Annotated in this window: 13 protein-coding genes; 7 read left to right on the plus strand and 6 right to left on the minus strand. The window is 65.6% G+C overall.

The features are described 5' to 3' along the window. Window positions 1–78: 78 nt before the first annotated feature. Together FY036_RS06630 and gltX are read left to right on the plus strand one after the other, a co-directional pair. Complete coding sequence (locus FY036_RS06630) at window positions 79–1,881, plus strand: ABC transporter ATP-binding protein (RefSeq protein ID WP_148913931.1); 1,803 nt, start codon at window positions 79–81, stop codon at window positions 1,879–1,881. 88 nt (window positions 1,882–1,969) lie between these two features. Then, window positions 1,970–3,343, plus strand: coding sequence for a glutamate--tRNA ligase (gene gltX, locus FY036_RS06635; RefSeq protein ID WP_148913932.1), 1,374 nt, complete (start codon window positions 1,970–1,972; stop codon window positions 3,341–3,343). Here the strand turns inward: gltX and FY036_RS06640 are convergent. From FY036_RS06640 to FY036_RS06655, 4 genes are read right to left on the minus strand one after another with little or no spacing between them, the layout of a single operon-like run. Further along, entirely contained in the window at window positions 3,261–4,388 is a 1,128-nt protein-coding gene (locus FY036_RS06640) for a DUF2865 domain-containing protein (RefSeq protein WP_148913933.1), read from the minus strand. The genes gltX and FY036_RS06640 overlap by 83 nt on opposite strands. Window positions 4,389–4,423: 35 nt before the next feature. Next, window positions 4,424–6,736, minus strand: coding sequence for an NADP-dependent malic enzyme (locus tag FY036_RS06645; RefSeq protein ID WP_148913934.1), 2,313 nt, complete (start codon window positions 6,734–6,736; stop codon window positions 4,424–4,426). Window positions 6,737–6,776: 40 nt separating this feature from the next. After that, window positions 6,777–7,619 carry a fumarylacetoacetate hydrolase family protein gene (locus FY036_RS06650; RefSeq protein WP_148913935.1) on the minus strand — a complete coding sequence of 281 codons (843 nt, stop codon included), beginning with the start codon at window positions 7,617–7,619 and terminating at the stop codon, window positions 6,777–6,779. 38 nt (window positions 7,620–7,657) lie between these two features. Continuing rightward, on the minus strand, window positions 7,658–8,437 hold the full coding sequence (locus tag FY036_RS06655; RefSeq protein ID WP_148913936.1) for an SDR family oxidoreductase: 780 nt from the start codon (window positions 8,435–8,437) through the stop codon (window positions 7,658–7,660). Between the two features lie 194 nt (window positions 8,438–8,631). Between FY036_RS06655 and FY036_RS06660 the strand changes: the two genes are divergently transcribed. Further along, window positions 8,632–9,831 carry an MFS transporter gene (locus tag FY036_RS06660; protein WP_148913937.1) on the plus strand — a complete coding sequence of 400 codons (1,200 nt, stop codon included), beginning with the start codon at window positions 8,632–8,634 and terminating at the stop codon, window positions 9,829–9,831. Window positions 9,832–9,853: 22 nt separating this feature from the next. Here FY036_RS06660 and dgcA read toward each other — a convergent pair whose 3' ends face one another. Then, window positions 9,854–10,837, minus strand: a complete 984-nt coding sequence (gene dgcA / locus FY036_RS06665; protein ID WP_148913938.1) for an N-acetyl-D-Glu racemase DgcA — start codon at window positions 10,835–10,837, stop codon at window positions 9,854–9,856. 78 nt (window positions 10,838–10,915) lie between these two features. On the opposite strand from dgcA, the gene FY036_RS06670 reads away from it, so the two are divergent. The 4 genes from FY036_RS06670 to FY036_RS06685 all read left to right on the plus strand — a co-directional run bounded on the left by FY036_RS06670 (window position 10,916) and on the right by FY036_RS06685 (window position 15,013). Then, window positions 10,916–12,103: an ABC transporter permease gene (locus FY036_RS06670; protein WP_148913939.1), complete on the plus strand. Its 1,188-nt coding sequence runs from the start codon at window positions 10,916–10,918 to the stop codon at window positions 12,101–12,103. 11 nt (window positions 12,104–12,114) lie between these two features. Beyond that, entirely contained in the window at window positions 12,115–12,945 is an 831-nt protein-coding gene (locus tag FY036_RS06675) for an ABC transporter ATP-binding protein (protein WP_201744705.1), read from the plus strand. Window positions 12,946–12,955: 10 nt separating this feature from the next. Next, window positions 12,956–14,332 carry an MlaD family protein gene (locus FY036_RS06680; protein ID WP_148913940.1) on the plus strand — a complete coding sequence of 459 codons (1,377 nt, stop codon included), beginning with the start codon at window positions 12,956–12,958 and terminating at the stop codon, window positions 14,330–14,332. 75 nt (window positions 14,333–14,407) lie between these two features. Further along, a complete protein-coding gene (locus FY036_RS06685; RefSeq protein WP_148913941.1) occupies window positions 14,408–15,013 on the plus strand; it encodes an ABC-type transport auxiliary lipoprotein family protein in 606 nt (201 codons plus the stop codon). A gap of 498 nt (window positions 15,014–15,511) precedes the next feature. Here the strand turns inward: FY036_RS06685 and FY036_RS06690 are convergent, their stop codons facing one another. After that, the gene (locus FY036_RS06690; protein WP_148913942.1) at window positions 15,512–15,844 is read right to left on the minus strand and encodes a hypothetical protein; all 333 of its coding nucleotides are present in this window, start codon (window positions 15,842–15,844) and stop codon (window positions 15,512–15,514) included.

A 15,844-nucleotide genomic window follows, 5' to 3' on the forward strand; every position in this document is an offset into this window, starting at 1 on the left:
ATCGTCCGTCTTCGGCGCCGATTTCCATCGACATCGTTTTTTTTGGGACCGGACGCGCGAATGCCTCCGGCGCATCACATGACCCCTTTTCGCAGAAGGCAGCGCGGTAACGCGTTTCGCCGTGTTTTTCGTTTCACCGGCACTCACTGGCGTCATCAGCCGGTGCGGCTGAGCCTGATCATGATCGCGGTGCTGGCTTCGACAGCGGCCGACGTGCTAACGCCGCTCTACTCGGGACGGCTGGTGGATGCCGTCGCGCGCGGCGCAGCGACCGACGAGGTCGCCTGGAATGCGGCGATCGCGGCCTTCTCCATGCTCATCATGCTGTCCACCGGCGCGATCGTGCTGAGGCACGTCGTCTTCCAGGCGATCGTCGGGCTGACGCTGCGCATGATGTCCGACATCGCGGCCGATGCGTTCGCGCGCGTTCAGCGCTTCTCGACGGACTGGCATGCCAACAGCTTCGCAGGCTCGACGGTGCGCAAGGTGACGCGCGGGATGTGGGCGCTCGACCTCCTGAACGACACGATCCTCATCGCGCTGCTGCCGTCCACCGTGATGCTGCTGGGCTCGACCCTGCTGCTCGGCTGGTACTGGCCGATGATGGGCGTGATCGTGGGCACGGGCTCGCTCGTCTATATCGCCATCACCGTGTCGCTGTCGCTGTGGTATGTCGCGCCGGCCGCTAGCCTGGCAAATGCGTGGGACACGCGGCTAGGCGGTTCGCTGGCCGACGCCGTCTCGTGCAACGCCGTGGTGAAGGCCTTCGGGGCGGAAACGCGGGAGGAGGCGCGGCTGGCAAAGGTGGTGGGCAAATGGCGCCACCGCACCGCGCGCACCTGGACGCGCGGCACGATCAACGGCACGACGCAGGGCGTGACCATGCTGGCGCTGCGCGCGGCCGTGATCGGCTTCGCCATCGTGCTTTGGAGCGAAGGGCGGGCAAGCGCCGGCGACATCGCTTTCGTGCTCACCTCGTTCTTCGTGCTGCAGGGCTACCTGCGCGACGTGGGCATGCATGTGCGCAACGTGCAGCGCTCGGTGAACGATATGGAGGAACTGGTCGACATGCACGACCAGCCCATCGGCGTTTCCGATCGTCCCGGAGCGCTGCCGATCGCCATCGAGGAGGGCCGCATCGCGTTCGAGAACGTGACGTTCCACTATGGCGGCCATGTCGAACCGCTGTACCGCGACTTCTCGCTGGAGATCGCGGCCGGCGAGCGCGTCGGGCTGGTCGGGCATTCGGGGTCGGGCAAGACGACGTTCGTCAAGCTGATCCAGCGACTGCACGACGTGACCGGCGGCCGGATCACGATCGACGGGCAGGACATCGCCAATGTTCAGCAGGCCTCGTTGCGCGCGCAGATCGCCATCGTGCAGCAGGAGCCGATCCTGTTTCACCGCTCGCTGGCCGAAAACATCGCCTATGCGCGGCCGGGTGCGAGCCAAGCGGAGATCGAGCGGGCGGCGAAGCTGGCCAGCGCGCACGATTTCATCGAGCGGCTGCCAAAGGGCTACGCGACGCTGGTGGGGGAGCGCGGCATCAAGCTGTCGGGCGGCGAACGCCAGCGTGTCGCCATCGCAAGGGCTTTCCTGGCGGATGCGCCGATCCTGATCCTGGACGAGGCGACATCCAGCCTCGATTCGGAATCGGAGGTGCTGATCCAGCAGGCGATGGAGCGGCTGATGGTGGGACGCACCACGCTGGTGATCGCACACCGGCTTTCGACGGTGCGTGCGCTGGATCGGCTGCTGGTGTTCGACAAGGGCAGGGTGATCGAGGAGGGCGACCACGTCTCGCTCATCCGGCTGGAGGGCGGCATCTACCGCCGGCTGTTCGAGCGCCAGGCGCTGGAGCTGACCAAGGGCTTCGTCTAGTGGCGCGGTGCAGTCTCTTTCGGCGATGCCGGGACGGGGGAGACTGCACCGCCTTGCCAATGCCATGGGCTTGGGCTACCGGCAGGCGATGACAGTCACAGTTCGTTTCGCGCCGTCGCCGACCGGCCACATCCATATCGGCAATGCGCGTACCGCGCTTTTCAACTGGCTGTTTGCGAAAAAGCATGCCGGCCGGTTCATCCTGCGCTTCGACGACACCGATACGGCGCGCTCCAAGCAGGAATATGCCGACGGCATCCAGCGCGACCTGCACTGGCTGGGCGTGCGCCCCGACGTGACCGTGCACCAATCGGCCCGGTTCGACACCTATGACGCGGCGGTGGAAAGGCTGAAGGAACTGGGGCTGCTCTATCCATGCTGGGAAACGGCGGACGAGCTGGAGCGGCGCAGGAAAATCCGGCTGTCGCGCCGCCTGCCGCCCGTGTACGGCCGCGAGGCGCTGAAGCTGACGGACGAGCAGAAAAGAGCTTTCGATGACGAGGGGCGCAAGCCGCACTGGCGCTTCCTGCTGCCCAACTTCAAGGCCGACCCGTTCGCGCCTGAACGCACCGAGGTGCATTGGGACGACGTGGTGCGCGGGCCCCAGACGGTCGATCTAGCCTCAATGTCGGACCCGGTGCTGGTGCGCGAGGACGGGACCTATCTCTACACGCTGCCCTCTGTGGTGGACGACATAGAGTTGGGCGTGACCCATGTTATCCGCGGCGACGACCACGTGACCAATACCGGCGCACAGATCGCGCTGTTTCGTGCGCTGGCGGCCGAGCCGCCTGCGTTCGGGCATCACAATTTGCTGACCACCGTGTCCGGCGAGGGTCTTTCGAAGCGAACCGGCGCGCTGTCGATACACAGCCTGGCCCAAGAAGGCATCGAGCCGATGGCGGTCTGCTCGCTGGCCGTGCTGATCGGCACATCGGAAAGCGTGTCGGCGGTACGGTCGATGGACGATCTTGCAGAGCGTTTCGAGCCGTCCGCGACGTCGAAATCGGCATCGAAGTTCGATCCGGCGGAATTGCAGACGCTCAACCGCGCGCTTATCCACGCCATGCCGTTCGAGGAGGCGAAGGACAGGCTGGCCGCCTTGGGTGTTGCGGGCGACGAGGCAGAGCCGTTCTGGCTGGCGGTGCGCGGCAATCTCGACCGGCTTGCGGATGCGGCATCATGGTGGCGCATCGTGCAGGAAGGGCCCGAGACGAAGCCCGTGTTCGCAGCCGAGGATGCGGCGTTTCTGGACGTGGCGTTCGACAATCTGCCGCCGGAGCCGTGGGACCGCATGACGTGGAAGATATGGACCGACCGGCTGAAGGAGCTGACGGGCCGCAAGGGCAGGGCGCTGTTCATGCCGCTTCGGATAGCGCTTACCGGGCGCGAGCAGGGGCCGGAGCTTGCAGATCTATTGCCTCTTCTGGGTCGGGAAGGAACACTGGCCCGACGACCCTGACCTGACGCTCGCCGCCATCTTCGGCGGTTGAAGGCGGTGTTCGGTGGGCGGGCCGCGACAATCGCCTGATGCTTTCGGCATCGAGCCCGCCCTCGCGGTTTGCCAGCGTGTCGGGATCTTCGGCCGGATCGGGGCGGCCCGACGGCTGCGGAATGGCCGCCGTGACCGGTTCTTCCTCCTGGACCATTCCGTTGCCGTGGTCTCCGCCGATGACCTCGAACCCGCGCTCGCCCCCTCCTGCCGTCGCCCCGCAACTGCATCCGGGCGGTGTCGCGGCGTTCTGCCGGCGGTACAGGAAGGCATTGGTCATCTGGCGGTAGGGCAGGCCGGTAACGGCCGAGACCATGGCTTCGGATTCTTCGCCGGGCACGCGATGGTAGTGCAGCTCGACCTGCGTGCCGGGGCACATGGCGGCGCACGCGTTCTGGTCGCGTGCAAAGGCTGCTGACGAAACCGACCACGAAACGGGGAAATAATAGCCGTCGCAGGTGCGAACGCACATGGTGCGGAAATTGCCGGAAAGGTTGCCGCCTATGCGCTGACCCGTGCGGCCGTCTATGACCGTCTGCTGGCGCGGCGCGTCCTCGATGGGTGCGGGCAGGATGCGCGCATGGCCGCGGCATCCATTGGCGTCGAGCGACGCCATGATGCGGGCGCGCTCACGCCCGTTGTCGCCGCCGCCGCCGAGCCGCTCGCGGGTGCGCTGCAGTTCGCCAAGATTGGCTTCCATCCGGTGGATGGTGGCGTTGATGCTGCCGCAGAAGGCGACCGACCCGCCCCCCATGAAGCGGCCGCAGCCGGCCTGCCGGGCCTGATCGCGCGCCACCTGCAACTGCTGCTGCTGGCGGCCGATGGCGGCATCGTAGCGGCGCGCCTGCGTGGATGAACCTCCGCCGCCCGACGACAGGCCCGCCAATCGCGTTTCAAGCTGGCGGCAGGTGCGAGTGTCGGCATGTGCCACGGAAGGCAGACATAGAGCGGCAAACGCGGCAACGAGAATGCGCCGCGCAAAGCCTGAAAGCCCAAGATTGCCGCCCGAAACCATGCATCACGCTAGCATGGGTCGGGTTAAGCGCCTGTTTACGCTATCGTCGCCTCGGAGCGCGAATGCGCCTCCACCACCGCCAGCGCAGTCATGTTGACCACGCCACGTGAGGTGACCGAAGGCGTGAGGATATGCGCCGGCCTGGCGGTGCCGAGCAGGATCGGCCCCACATGCAATGCATCCAGCATGCTCTTGACGGTGGTGAGGGCGATGTTGGCCGCATCGAGATTGGGGAAGACCAGAAGGTTGGCTTCATCCTTGAGCACCGAATGCGGATAGACGCGCTGGCGCAACGTCGCCGATAGCGCGGAATCGCCGTGCATCTCGCCATCGGCCTCGAGGTCGGGGGCGATCTTCTTGAGCAGGGCAGCCGCCTCGCGCATCTTGAGGGCGCTGGCGGAATCGCGGGAGCCGAAATTGGAATGCGAGAGCAGGGCGGCCTTGGGCGTGAGGCCGAACCGCTTGATCTCCTCGGCGGCGAGCACCGTCATCTCCGCGATCTCACGGGCGGTGGGATCGACAGTGACATAGGTGTCGGTGAAGAAGGTGACGCCGCGCTGCGAAATGAGCATCGACAGGGCCGACAGGTCGCCGACGCCATCGCGGCGGCCGATGATGAGATCGACATTGCGCAGGTGCCGCTCGAAACGGCCTTCCAGCCCGCAGATCATCGCATCGGCTTCGTCGCGCATCATGGCGAGCGCGGCAATCACCGTGTTGTTAGTGCGCACCATGGTGCGGGCGGCTTCCTGCGTGACGCCGCGCCGACCGGCCAGCCGGATGAGCAGTTCGACATAATCGCGGTAGCGCGGATCGTCCTCGGGGTTGACGATCTCGAAATCGGTGCCTGGGCGGATGCGAAGGCCGTAGCGGCGCAGCCTCACGTCGATGACGTGGGGACGGCCGATGAGGATCGGACGGGCGATGCCTTCCTCCAGCACGACCTGCGCGGCACGCAGCACACGCTCGTCTTCGCCATCGGCATAGACGACCCGGTTGGCGGTGGCCGACCGGGCCGCGGAGAAGACCGGCTTCATGACGAGGCCGGAGCGGAAGACGAAGCGCGTCAGCCGATCGACATAGGCGGCCATGTCCTCGATAGGCCGGGTGGCGACGCCGCTCTTGCAGGCGGCATCGGCGACAGCGGGCGCAATGCGCAGGATGAGGCGCGGATCGAAGGGTGAGGGGATGAGGAAATCCGGGCCGAAAATGGGCGTCTCGCCCGAATAGGCGCGCGCGGCCACGTCCGACGGCTCCTCACGGGCGAGGGCGGCGATGGCGCACACGGCGGCCATCTTCATCTCCTCGTTGATCGCCGTCGCGCCGACATCGAGAGCACCGCGGAAGATGTAAGGGAAGCACAGGACGTTGTTGACCTGATTGGGGAAATCGGACCGGCCGGTGCAGATCATCGCGTCGGGCCGCGCCTCGCGCGCCAGCTGCGGCATTATCTCGGGTACCGGGTTGGCGAGCGCCAGGATCAGCGGCTTTTCGGCCATCTCCTTCAGCAGCTCGGGCTTCAGCACGCCGGCGGCCGACAAGCCGAGGAAAACATCTGCGCCCGCGATGACGTCGGCCAGCTCTCGCGCCGGCGTGTCCTTCACGTAAGGGTCTTTCCAGCGGTCCATCTCGTCGATACGGCCCTTGTAGGCGACTCCGAAACGGTCCGTGACCCAGATGTTCTCGTGCCTCGCGCCCAGCGAGACCAGAAGATTGAGGCAGGCAAGCGCCGCAGCACCCGCGCCCGAGGTGACGATCTTGGCGGACTCAAGCGATTTTCCCGCGAGCTCAAGCCCGTTGAGGACCGCTGCGGCGACGATGATGGCGGTGCCGTGCTGGTCGTCGTGGAAGACGGGGATCTTCATCCGCGCCTTCAACTGCTCCTCGATCTCGAAGCATTCGGGCGCCTTGATGTCCTCGAGGTTCACGCCGCCGAAAGTGGGCTCGAGGGCGGCGACAGTATCGACCATGCGGGCGATGTCCGGCGCGTCCATCTCGATGTCGAAGACGTCGATGCCGGCGAACTTCTTGAACAGGACGGCCTTGCCTTCCATGACGGGCTTGGAAGCGAGCGCGCCGATGTTGCCGAGACCCAGCACGGCGGTGCCGTTGGAGATGACCGCAACGAGGTTGGCGCGCGCGGTGTAGAGCGCGGCCGTGGACGGGTCTTCCTGGATGGCGAGGCAGGGGGCAGCCACGCCGGGGGAGTAGGCGAGCGCAAGGTCGCGCTGGTTGCCCAGCGGCTTGGTCGCCTGGATTTCCAGCTTACCCGGTGCCGGATAACGATGATAGAAAAGCGCGCTCTCGTCGAGATCGGAAAGCGCCGTCGCTTTGTCCGGCGAACTCATTGTCGGTGTCGTCTCCGTTGGCTGTGCCGTTGGGCGCGCGTCAGCGCGCCACGACCGTCTGGCGCTGCTCGCCGAGGCCGGCGATGCCGAGGTGCATGGTGTCGCCGACCTTCAGGAACTTTGGCGGCTTCATGCCAAGGCCGACGCCGGGAGGCGTGCCGGTGGTGATGACGTCGCCCGGCTCGAGCACCATGAACTGCGACAGGTAGGAGACGATGTGGGCGACGCCGAAGATCATCGTCTTCGAGCTGCCGGTCTGGCAGCGCTGGCCGTTGACGTCGAGGAACATGTCGAGCGCCTGGGGATCGGCGATCTCGTCGCGCGTGGCGATCCACGGCCCCAGCGGTCCGAAGGTCGGCGCGCTCTTGCCCTTCATCCACTGTCCGCCGCGTTCAGCCTGGAACTCGCGCTCGGACACGTCGTTGCAGAGCGCGTAGCCCAGCACATAGTCGAGCGCGTCGCTTTCCTCGACATAGTCGGCGCGCTTGCCGATGACGATGGCCAGCTCGACCTCCCAGTCCAGCTTCTTGGAGCCGCGCGGCATCACGACGTCGTCGTTGGGACCGGACAAGCTGTTCGGAGCCTTTGAGAAGACGATCGGCTCGGCGGGGATGGCCGCACCGGTTTCAGCGGCATGGTCCGCATAGTTGAGGCCGATGGCGATGAAGTGGCCGATGCGCGAGACCGGCGCGCCGATACGCGCGCCTTCAGGCGCTGCAGGCAGCGACGACAGATCGGATGCGGCGAGCTTCTCGATCAACGCCGGCGACAGCGTCTCCGGGCCGTAATCGGCGACGATCGACGATACGTCGCGGATTTTGCCTGCGCCATCGACGACGCCGGGCTTCTCGCTGCCCTTTTCACCAAAACGTATGAGCTTCAATGGATTACCCCCCTATATTGAAGTGTTGACCACGAATTTCAGAATGCACTCGGATAGTTGCCGCCATCGAGGATGAGGCTCTGGCCGGTCATGTAGCCGGCATGGGTCGAGCACAGGAAAGCGCAGGCCTGGCCGAATTCCTCCGGCGTGCCGAAGCGCCCGGCGGGAATGGCCGCTGCCTGCCTGGCAGCCTGCTCTTCGACCGTGCTTCCAGCCTTCTTCGCCGCAAATTCGATGGTGCTGCGGATGCGGTCCGTGTCGAACTTGCCGGGCAGGATGTGGTTGATCGTGACATTGCGCGAGGCGACGGTACGCGCGACGCCTGCAAGAAACGCGGTCAGGCCAGCGCGCGCGCCGGATGAAAGGTCGAGGCCGGGAATGGGCTGATAGACCGACAGGGAGGTGATGTTGACGATGCGGCCGAAACCGCGCTCCGCCATTCCGTCGATGACAGCCTGGATCAGCTCGATCGGGGTTATCATGTTGTTGGTGACACCAGCGACCATCGCCTCATGGGTCAGTTCGCGGAAATCGCGAAGCGGGGGGCCGCCATTGTTGTTGACGAGGATGTCGGGGTTCGGGCACGCGGCAAGCATCGCCTGACGGACGGAAACGTCGCTCACGTCACCGGCGATCTCGATCACGTCAACGCCGTAGGTGGCCCTGATTTCCTGCGCGGTGGCGGCGAGAATGGCGGCGTCGCGGCCGTTGACGACGAGATTGCAGCCCGCTTCGGCCAGCGCCATGGCGCAGCCGCGGCCAAGCCCACGGCTCGATGCGCAGACGATGGCGTTTTTGCCCTTGATGCCCAGATCCATGAATGTCCCTTTCGATAAGGCGCGCAAACTAGCCCCGCGCGCCTTGATGTACAACCTTCATGAGGCCAGTGAAGACGGGTTATGTGGGATCGACGCTGGCGGAGCGTATCGCCAGCGCAGGCCCATATCGACCTTGCCGGCGGCGTGGTATGGCAGGTCACTCCTTTTCCTGCCTTCCGGACTGACTCCCGCCGATGACGCTGCCGCCTCTCACGCCAGACCAGATGGTCAAACCGCGTCGTTTCGAGCTGCGCATCTCGCTGATGTTCGCCGCGCTGTTCCTGCCGGTCGGCATCCATCTGCCGTATTTTCCCCTATGGCTGGAACATGTCGGGTTCGGTGCGCGCGAAATCGGCGTCATCCTTGCCGCGCCTTTGTTTCTGCGCGTTGTGACGACGCCGGTCGTGACCGCTTTCGCTGACCGCGCGCGCGACCGTGCCAACGTTCTGGTGGCATTCGTGGCAGCTTCGCTGCTGCTGTCGCTCGGCTATTTCCTGCCTCCGACCTACACGATCGTGCTGGGGGTATCGCTCGTTCTCGCCGTCTTCTGGACGCCGCATGCGCCACTGACCGATTCGCTGGCGCTTTCGGGGGTGCGGCGCTTCGGTTCCGACTACTCGCGAATGAGGATATGGGGCTCGTCGTCGTTTCTGGTGGCCAACCTGGCCGGCGGACTGATCCTCGCCGCAACGGGGCCGGGCGCTGTGCCGACGATCATGGCGGTGGGACTGGCGACAACGCTTGCCGTGGCGCTGCTTGCGCCGCGGCTCGGCCGACCGCGCCGGGCTTCACCGCTGTCAGCGGCCGAACTGCAGCAGGCAGCGCCTTCGCTGCTGACGCCGACCTTTCTCTACCTCGTTGCCGGCGCGGGCGTGATAAATGCCAGCCACGGGCTGCTGTACGGCTTCGGTTCGATCTACTGGAAGGGTCTCGGGATCGGCGAAACCACCATCGGCATGCTGTGGGCGTGGGCCGTGGTGGCCGAAGTGGTGATGTTCGCGTTCTTCACGCGATTTTTCGGCCACGTATCGCCCTTGCGGCTGCTGATCTTCGCTGGTTTCGCGTCGATGGTGCGCTGGGCGGCCTTTCCGCTGTTCTGGCAGGCCGGGCTGGGGACGACCGGCTTCTTTCTCGCGCAATCGCTTCATGCAGTATCCACCGGGTTGGTGTTGCTGGGCGTGCAGAAGATGATCGCGGAAACGGTTTCGGAAGACAGGACGGGTGCCGCGCAGGGGGCAGCGTTCTTCGCCAACGGGTTCGCCATGGCATCGGTGATGCTGGCTTCGGGGCCGCTCTATGAGATGCTGGGGGCGAGCGGCTTCTATGTCATGTCGGGCGTGGCCGGCATGGGCGTGGTGCTGCTGCTGCTCGCCAGACGCGCGGCCGCCACCTGACGGCTCCGCTGCGACGGGCCGCTCAGCCCCACAGTGCCGGCTGCGGCGGTGAGACAAGCGATCCCTCATAGGAAAGCGGCGGCTCGCGGTCGCGCGCCAGAAGCAGCGGCCCGTCGAGATCGACGAAATCGGCGTCCTGCGCGACCAGCAAGGCCGGGGCCATGGCCAATGACGTGCCCACCATGCACCCGACCATGACGCCGAAGCCCAAGGCTCGCGCGCGTTCACGCAGCTCCAGCGCACCCGTGAGGCCGCCGGTTTTGTCCAGCTTGATGTTCACGGCGTCGTAAAGCCCGAGCAACTCCTCCAGTTGGTCGGCGGTGTGGGCGCTTTCGTCGGCGCAGATCGGTACCGGATGGGGGATGGAGCGCAGAATCGCGTCCTTGCCGGCCGGCAGGGGCTGCTCGATCAGTGCAACCCGGTGGCGGGCGGCGGCCAGCATGTGCCGGACGATGTTTTCAGGGCTCCAGCCCTCGTTTGCGTCGAGGATGATGCGGCTGGCGGGCGCTGCGGTTGCGACGGCCTCGATGCGTGAAACGTCGTCGCCGGTGCCGACCTTCACCTTGAGCAACGGCCGGTGCGCGTGTTCGCGGGCTTGCGCGGCCATTGCGTCCGGCTCCCCGAGCGAAATCGTGTAGGCAGTCGTCAATGCCCTGGGCGGCGCTGCGCATACGCGCTCGTGGACCCGCCTGCCTTCCTGCCTGGCTTCCAGATCCCACAGCGCGCAATCCACCGCGTTGCGCGCCGCGCCGGCCTTCATCACCTTCTGCAGTTCCTGGCGCGACATGCCCGCGACGATGAGGTCGCGGACGGCCTCGATGGCTTCGCGGACGTTCTCCAGCGTCTCGCCGTAACGCGCATAGGGAACGCATTCGCCCCGGCCGACGTTTTCACCTTCGCTGACCGTGCATGTCAGGACAGCGGCTTCCGTCTTCGATCCTCGCGAGATCGTGAACGCGGCAGCCAGGGGGAACCGCTCAGCTTCGACAAAAAGGTCACGCTTCATGAAAGAACTCCGTGCACGGCCGTTCGCGGCAGCGCTCGCAAAGTGACAGCGCCGGCCCGACCCATTATGACTGGCGCGATGTTGACCAAAGACGCAGACGAAGCAAGCAGCATGCGGCAGGCGGACGCAGAGCGCACGCCGGACGTTGCCGTGAGCGAAACGGACGGACACGCGGTCTGGACGCTTTCCGGCGTCTGGAACACGCGCTCCGTGCATCTGGTCGATGCAAGGATGCGGGAGCTTGAAAATTCGCCTGCAACCGGCACAACAGTCATCGATATTTCCGCCGTGCGCCGCATGGACACGGCAGGCGCGTGGCTCATCGAGCGGCTGGCGGCGGCGCGCGCGGCGCGTGGCGACACGGTCGAGATAGCCGGGGCGTCGGACGCCGCCCGCATCCTGCTGCCCGCGGTGCGCGAGGCTATCGAGCCGCGCGAGGGACGCCGGACCGAAACGCCGCCCTTCTTCTTGATTCGGTGGTTGGAGGCGATCGGCCGGGCTACCGAGAGCGCGTGGAAAGACCTCGTCTTCGGGATGTACATACTGGGTGCGACGATCCGGGGCGCGCAGATGAAGCTGGGGCGCGGCCATGCCGTCAATCCCGCCGCCATCTTTCACCAGATCGACCGCATGGGCGTCGGTGCGATCCCCGTCGTGGTTCTGATCTGCACCATCGTGGGCGCCATCGTCGCACAGCAGGGCGCCTACCAGCTTCGTTGGTTCGGCGCGGAAATCTTCATCGTCGATCTGGTAGGGATACTGGCGCTGCGCGAACTGGGCGTCCTTTTGACCGCCATCATGGTCGCGGGTCGTTCAGGCAGCGCCATAACCGCCGAGATAGGGTCGATGCGGATGCGCGAGGAGGTGGACGCGCTGAAGGTGATCGGCCTCAACCCCATCGGCGTGCTGGTGTTTCCGCGGCTGGTGGCTCTGGTGATCGCCATACCTTGCCTGACCATCATCGCGAACGCCGCAACGCTGGGCGGCGGCATGGCCGTGGCGTGGATGTATTCCGGCATCCCTCCGGAGCAGTTCATCGACCGGCTGCGCGCCAGCATCGACCTCTCGACGATCTTCGCCGGCCTCATCAAGGCCCCTTTCATGGCGCTCATTATCGGCATCGTCGCATCGGTCGAAGGCATGAAGGTGGGCGGAAGTGCGGAATCGCTCGGCCGCCACGTCACCTCCTCGGTGGTGAAGGCCATCTTCGTCGTCATCGTGCTCGACGGCCTGTTCGCCATGTTCTACGTGGCCATCGATTTCTGACCGGAGCGAGGATGGAACAGACCGAAACGCTGCACATGGACCCCAACGCTTCGCGCACGGAAGACACGCGCGAAGTCGTGCTGTCGGTGCGCGACGTGACGGTGGCCTTCGGCGACAATGTGGTGCTCGACAATCTGTCGCTCGATGTCTATCGCGGCGAAATCCTGGGTTTCGTGGGCGCTTCGGGCACCGGCAAGTCGGTGCTGCTGCGCACGGTGCTGGGGCTGACGCCCAAGCGCTCGGGCACCGTCTCCATTTTCGGGCTCGATCTCGACCAGATCGATGAGCAGCAGAGGATGCAGGTGGACATGCGGCTTGGCGTGCTGTTCCAGCACGGGGCGCTGTTTTCCGCGCTGTCGGTGCGGGAAAACATCCAGGTGCCGATGCGCGAATATCTCGACCTGCCGAAGAAGCTGATGGACGAACTGGCGATGCTGAAGTTGGAACTGGTCGGCCTGCCTCCGGACGCGGCCGACAAGTTTCCCTCGGAACTCTCCGGCGGCATGATAAAGCGCGCCGCACTTGCCCGCGCGCTGGCGCTCGACCCCGATATCGTCTTCCTAGACGAACCGACTTCCGGCCTCGACCCCATCGGCGCTGCCGATTTCGACGAACTGGTCGCCAAGCTGCGCGATACGATGGGCCTGACGGTCTACATGGTGACCCACGACCTCGACAGCCTGTTTTCGGTGTGCGACCGCATCGCGGTGCTCGGCAAGAAGAAGGTTCTCGTCGATGGGACCATCGAAGACATGATGAAATTCGACGATCCGTGGGTGAAGTCGTATTTCCGCGGCAAGCGCGCGCGGCAGATCGATCTCAAAGCCCGAGAGCAAGCGTAGGGAAGGACGAATGGAGACAAGAGCCAACTACGTCATCGTCGGCATCTTCACGGTCCTGTCCGTGCTTGCCGCGTTCGGCTTCGTCTACTGGACATCCGGTGTCGGCGACAGGGGCGAGGTTTCGACGTTGCGCTTTCGCATTCCCGGTTCCGCGTCGGGCCTGACGCGCGGCAGCGTGGTGCTCTTCAACGGCATCAAGGTCGGCGACGTGACGCGTGTTTATATCGACGTGTCCAACCCGTCGGTGGCGATCGCGGAAGCCGAGGTCGACCGCCTGACGCCCATCACCGAGTCCACCCAGGCCGATGTCGGTCTTGCGGGCCTGACGACCGGCCAGGCGAATATCGAGCTTCGTGGCGGCAACCCGGCCGAGCCGAACTTGCTCGATCTGGCGGAGGCCGAGGGGACGATCGCCGAGATGACGGCCAACCCGTCAGCCGTTTCCAACCTGCTTGAGAGCGCGCAGAACATCTTCCGCCGGGCGGACTCGGTGCTGAGCGATCTGGAGGGGCTGGCGGGCGACGCAAGAGGCCCCATCACCCAGACGCTGCGCAACGTCGAAGAGTTTTCGGGCGCGCTCAGCCGCAATGCCGAGGGAATCGACCGGTTTCTTGCGAGCGTTACGTCGATGTCGGAGACGCTGTCGGGCGTGTCCGGTCGTCTGGATTCCACGCTGGCCGCGGCCGAAGACCTTATTCGGTCGGTAGATACCGACCAGATTTCGGCGACGGTGAATAACATCGAACAGTTCACGAGACGGATCGACGAAGCCAGCAGCGGGCTCGAAGGCATCATGGGCGAGGTGAACAGTGCCGCGAGCGAGATCGCGCGCTTCTCGGCTTCGGCGAACGACACGCTGGCCAAGATCGACGGGGTTCTCGACGGGGTCGATGCTGCGGCCGTGCGTACGGCCCTGACCAATTTCGAGCAGGCAAGCACCACCGTCAACGCCGCCGTCAACGACGTGGCGAAGGTGACCGAGCGGTTCGGGGAGCGGGCAGGCGACATAGATGGCATCATCACCGATGCGCAGCAGATCGCCGCTCGCCTCAACGAGGCATCGAAGCGGGTCGACGGCGTGCTGGCGCGCGTGGACAGCCTGCTGGGCTCGGGCGAGGCGGAAGGGCTCATGAGCGATGCGGGCGAGACGCTGCGCGCGTTCCGCGAAGTGGCCGATACACTCAACGCGCGCATGGGCACCATCACCGACGGGCTGGCACGCTTCTCCGGACAGGGACTGCGCGAAGTCGAGTCGCTGGTGCGCGATTCGCGGCGCTCCATCACCCGCATCGAGCAGGCGATCACCGATCTGGAACGCAATCCGCAGCGTATAATTACCGGTGGAGCAGGCAGCGTGAGGGAGTATGACGGTCGTGCGCGACGTTGACATGGTCGACGCACACCGCCAAAAATTAACGGTTTTCAAGGGCCTGCACTCCGACGGCCGGTGGGACGAGTTGGTATGATCGGTAGAAGTTTGAGAGCGTGCGCGCTCGTCGCACTCCTTGCTGTGTCCGGATGCGCTGCCCTGCCGGGCGGTGGGCCGGCGCCGCTGGACACCTATGATCTGACGGCTGGAACGGCGGTCGACCCAACGGAGCCGCGCCGGGGCCGGACGCAGGTTCTGGTTGCAGAGCCGACCGCGCTCAAGGTTCTTGACGGCGAGAATGTCGTGATCCGGCCGGCTGCAGGCTCGGTCGAGTTCCTCAAAGGCGCGCAGTGGGCCGACCGCCTGCCGCGCATCGTGCAGGCGCGGATGGTCGAGGCCCTGCAATCGACAGGCAGGCTCGGAGGCGTCGGCAAGCCGGGCGAGGGGCTGGCGATCGACTACCAGATCGTCACCGAGGTACGCTCGTTCGAAATCCGGCTGGACGGTCCGGCGCGTGCCGAAGTGCGGCTCTACGTGAAGGTGCTGAACGACCGCAACGGTGTCGTGCGCGCCTCGCGCAGCTTCGCCGCATCCGCACCCGTCGGCGGTTCCGGCAACGATGCCTATGTCGCCGCGCTCGACCGCGCGCTCGCGCAGGTCCTGAACGAACTGGTGCCGTGGTCTCTGGGAACCATGTAGAAAAGGTTACGCAGCCGCCTCTCGCTCGGAGGGCGCTTTGCGACGGTGATGTGCGCCCCCAAGGGACGCCGTGGCGTCAGCGTGAAACGAGGAGTTGGTCTGCTCGCGTTCTTACACCGTGTGGCCGACGGCTTTTTCGAGCAACTTGAGCTGCCTCGCTACGCCGATTTGCGGCCGGCCCTGGATCTCGTGAGCCGAACAAGTCGCCGCTGCGCCCTAGCAGAAGGAAGCGGCGGAAGGGCCGGGTCAGACTTCCTGATCGGGCGTGCGGCGGCCGCGCGCGCGGGCGGCATAGCCGCGGTAGGTGAGGTATGCGGTCAGCAGCAGGGCGGCGATAGCGGCAATCAGCAAGAGGTCCATGGGTGTCTCCTTTCAGGAAGGAAACGCATCATGCACGCGAGTGTTGCACGGCAAGGCGCAATCGCCCGCTCCAACCTCGTTTCTATCTGGAAGATTGCCGGATACGCCAACGTATGGGCGAAAGGCCATGGCGCAGCCTCAGGCTGCGCCGCAGTTTCGCCGCTTCATTGAATTGTTCATTGCGGTGATCTCGCCGATGGCGCGCGCCTTTGCCCGCGCCGCGTCGCTGCGGCCGTCCGGAATGACGAGATCGAAGCCTGCGGATAGCGATTCCTGCTGCGGCTCGCGCTCCACATCCGGAGACAGACCGTGCTGCGCCGCAAGCTGGTTGCGCCGCTGCGTGAGCTCGCCGCACGGCACGGTGTCGAACTGCATGGAGCCGACGACCTCTCGCTCGCGCTGGACGGCGACGGAGTTCTGACAGCCGGCAAGCGCAAGGGCCGTCAATGCCAGAACGATAGCTTTGCGCAT

The sequence above is a fragment of the Neoaquamicrobium microcysteis genome, assembly GCF_008180155.1.
Lineage (GTDB): Bacteria > Pseudomonadota > Alphaproteobacteria > Rhizobiales > Rhizobiaceae > Aerobium > Aerobium microcysteis.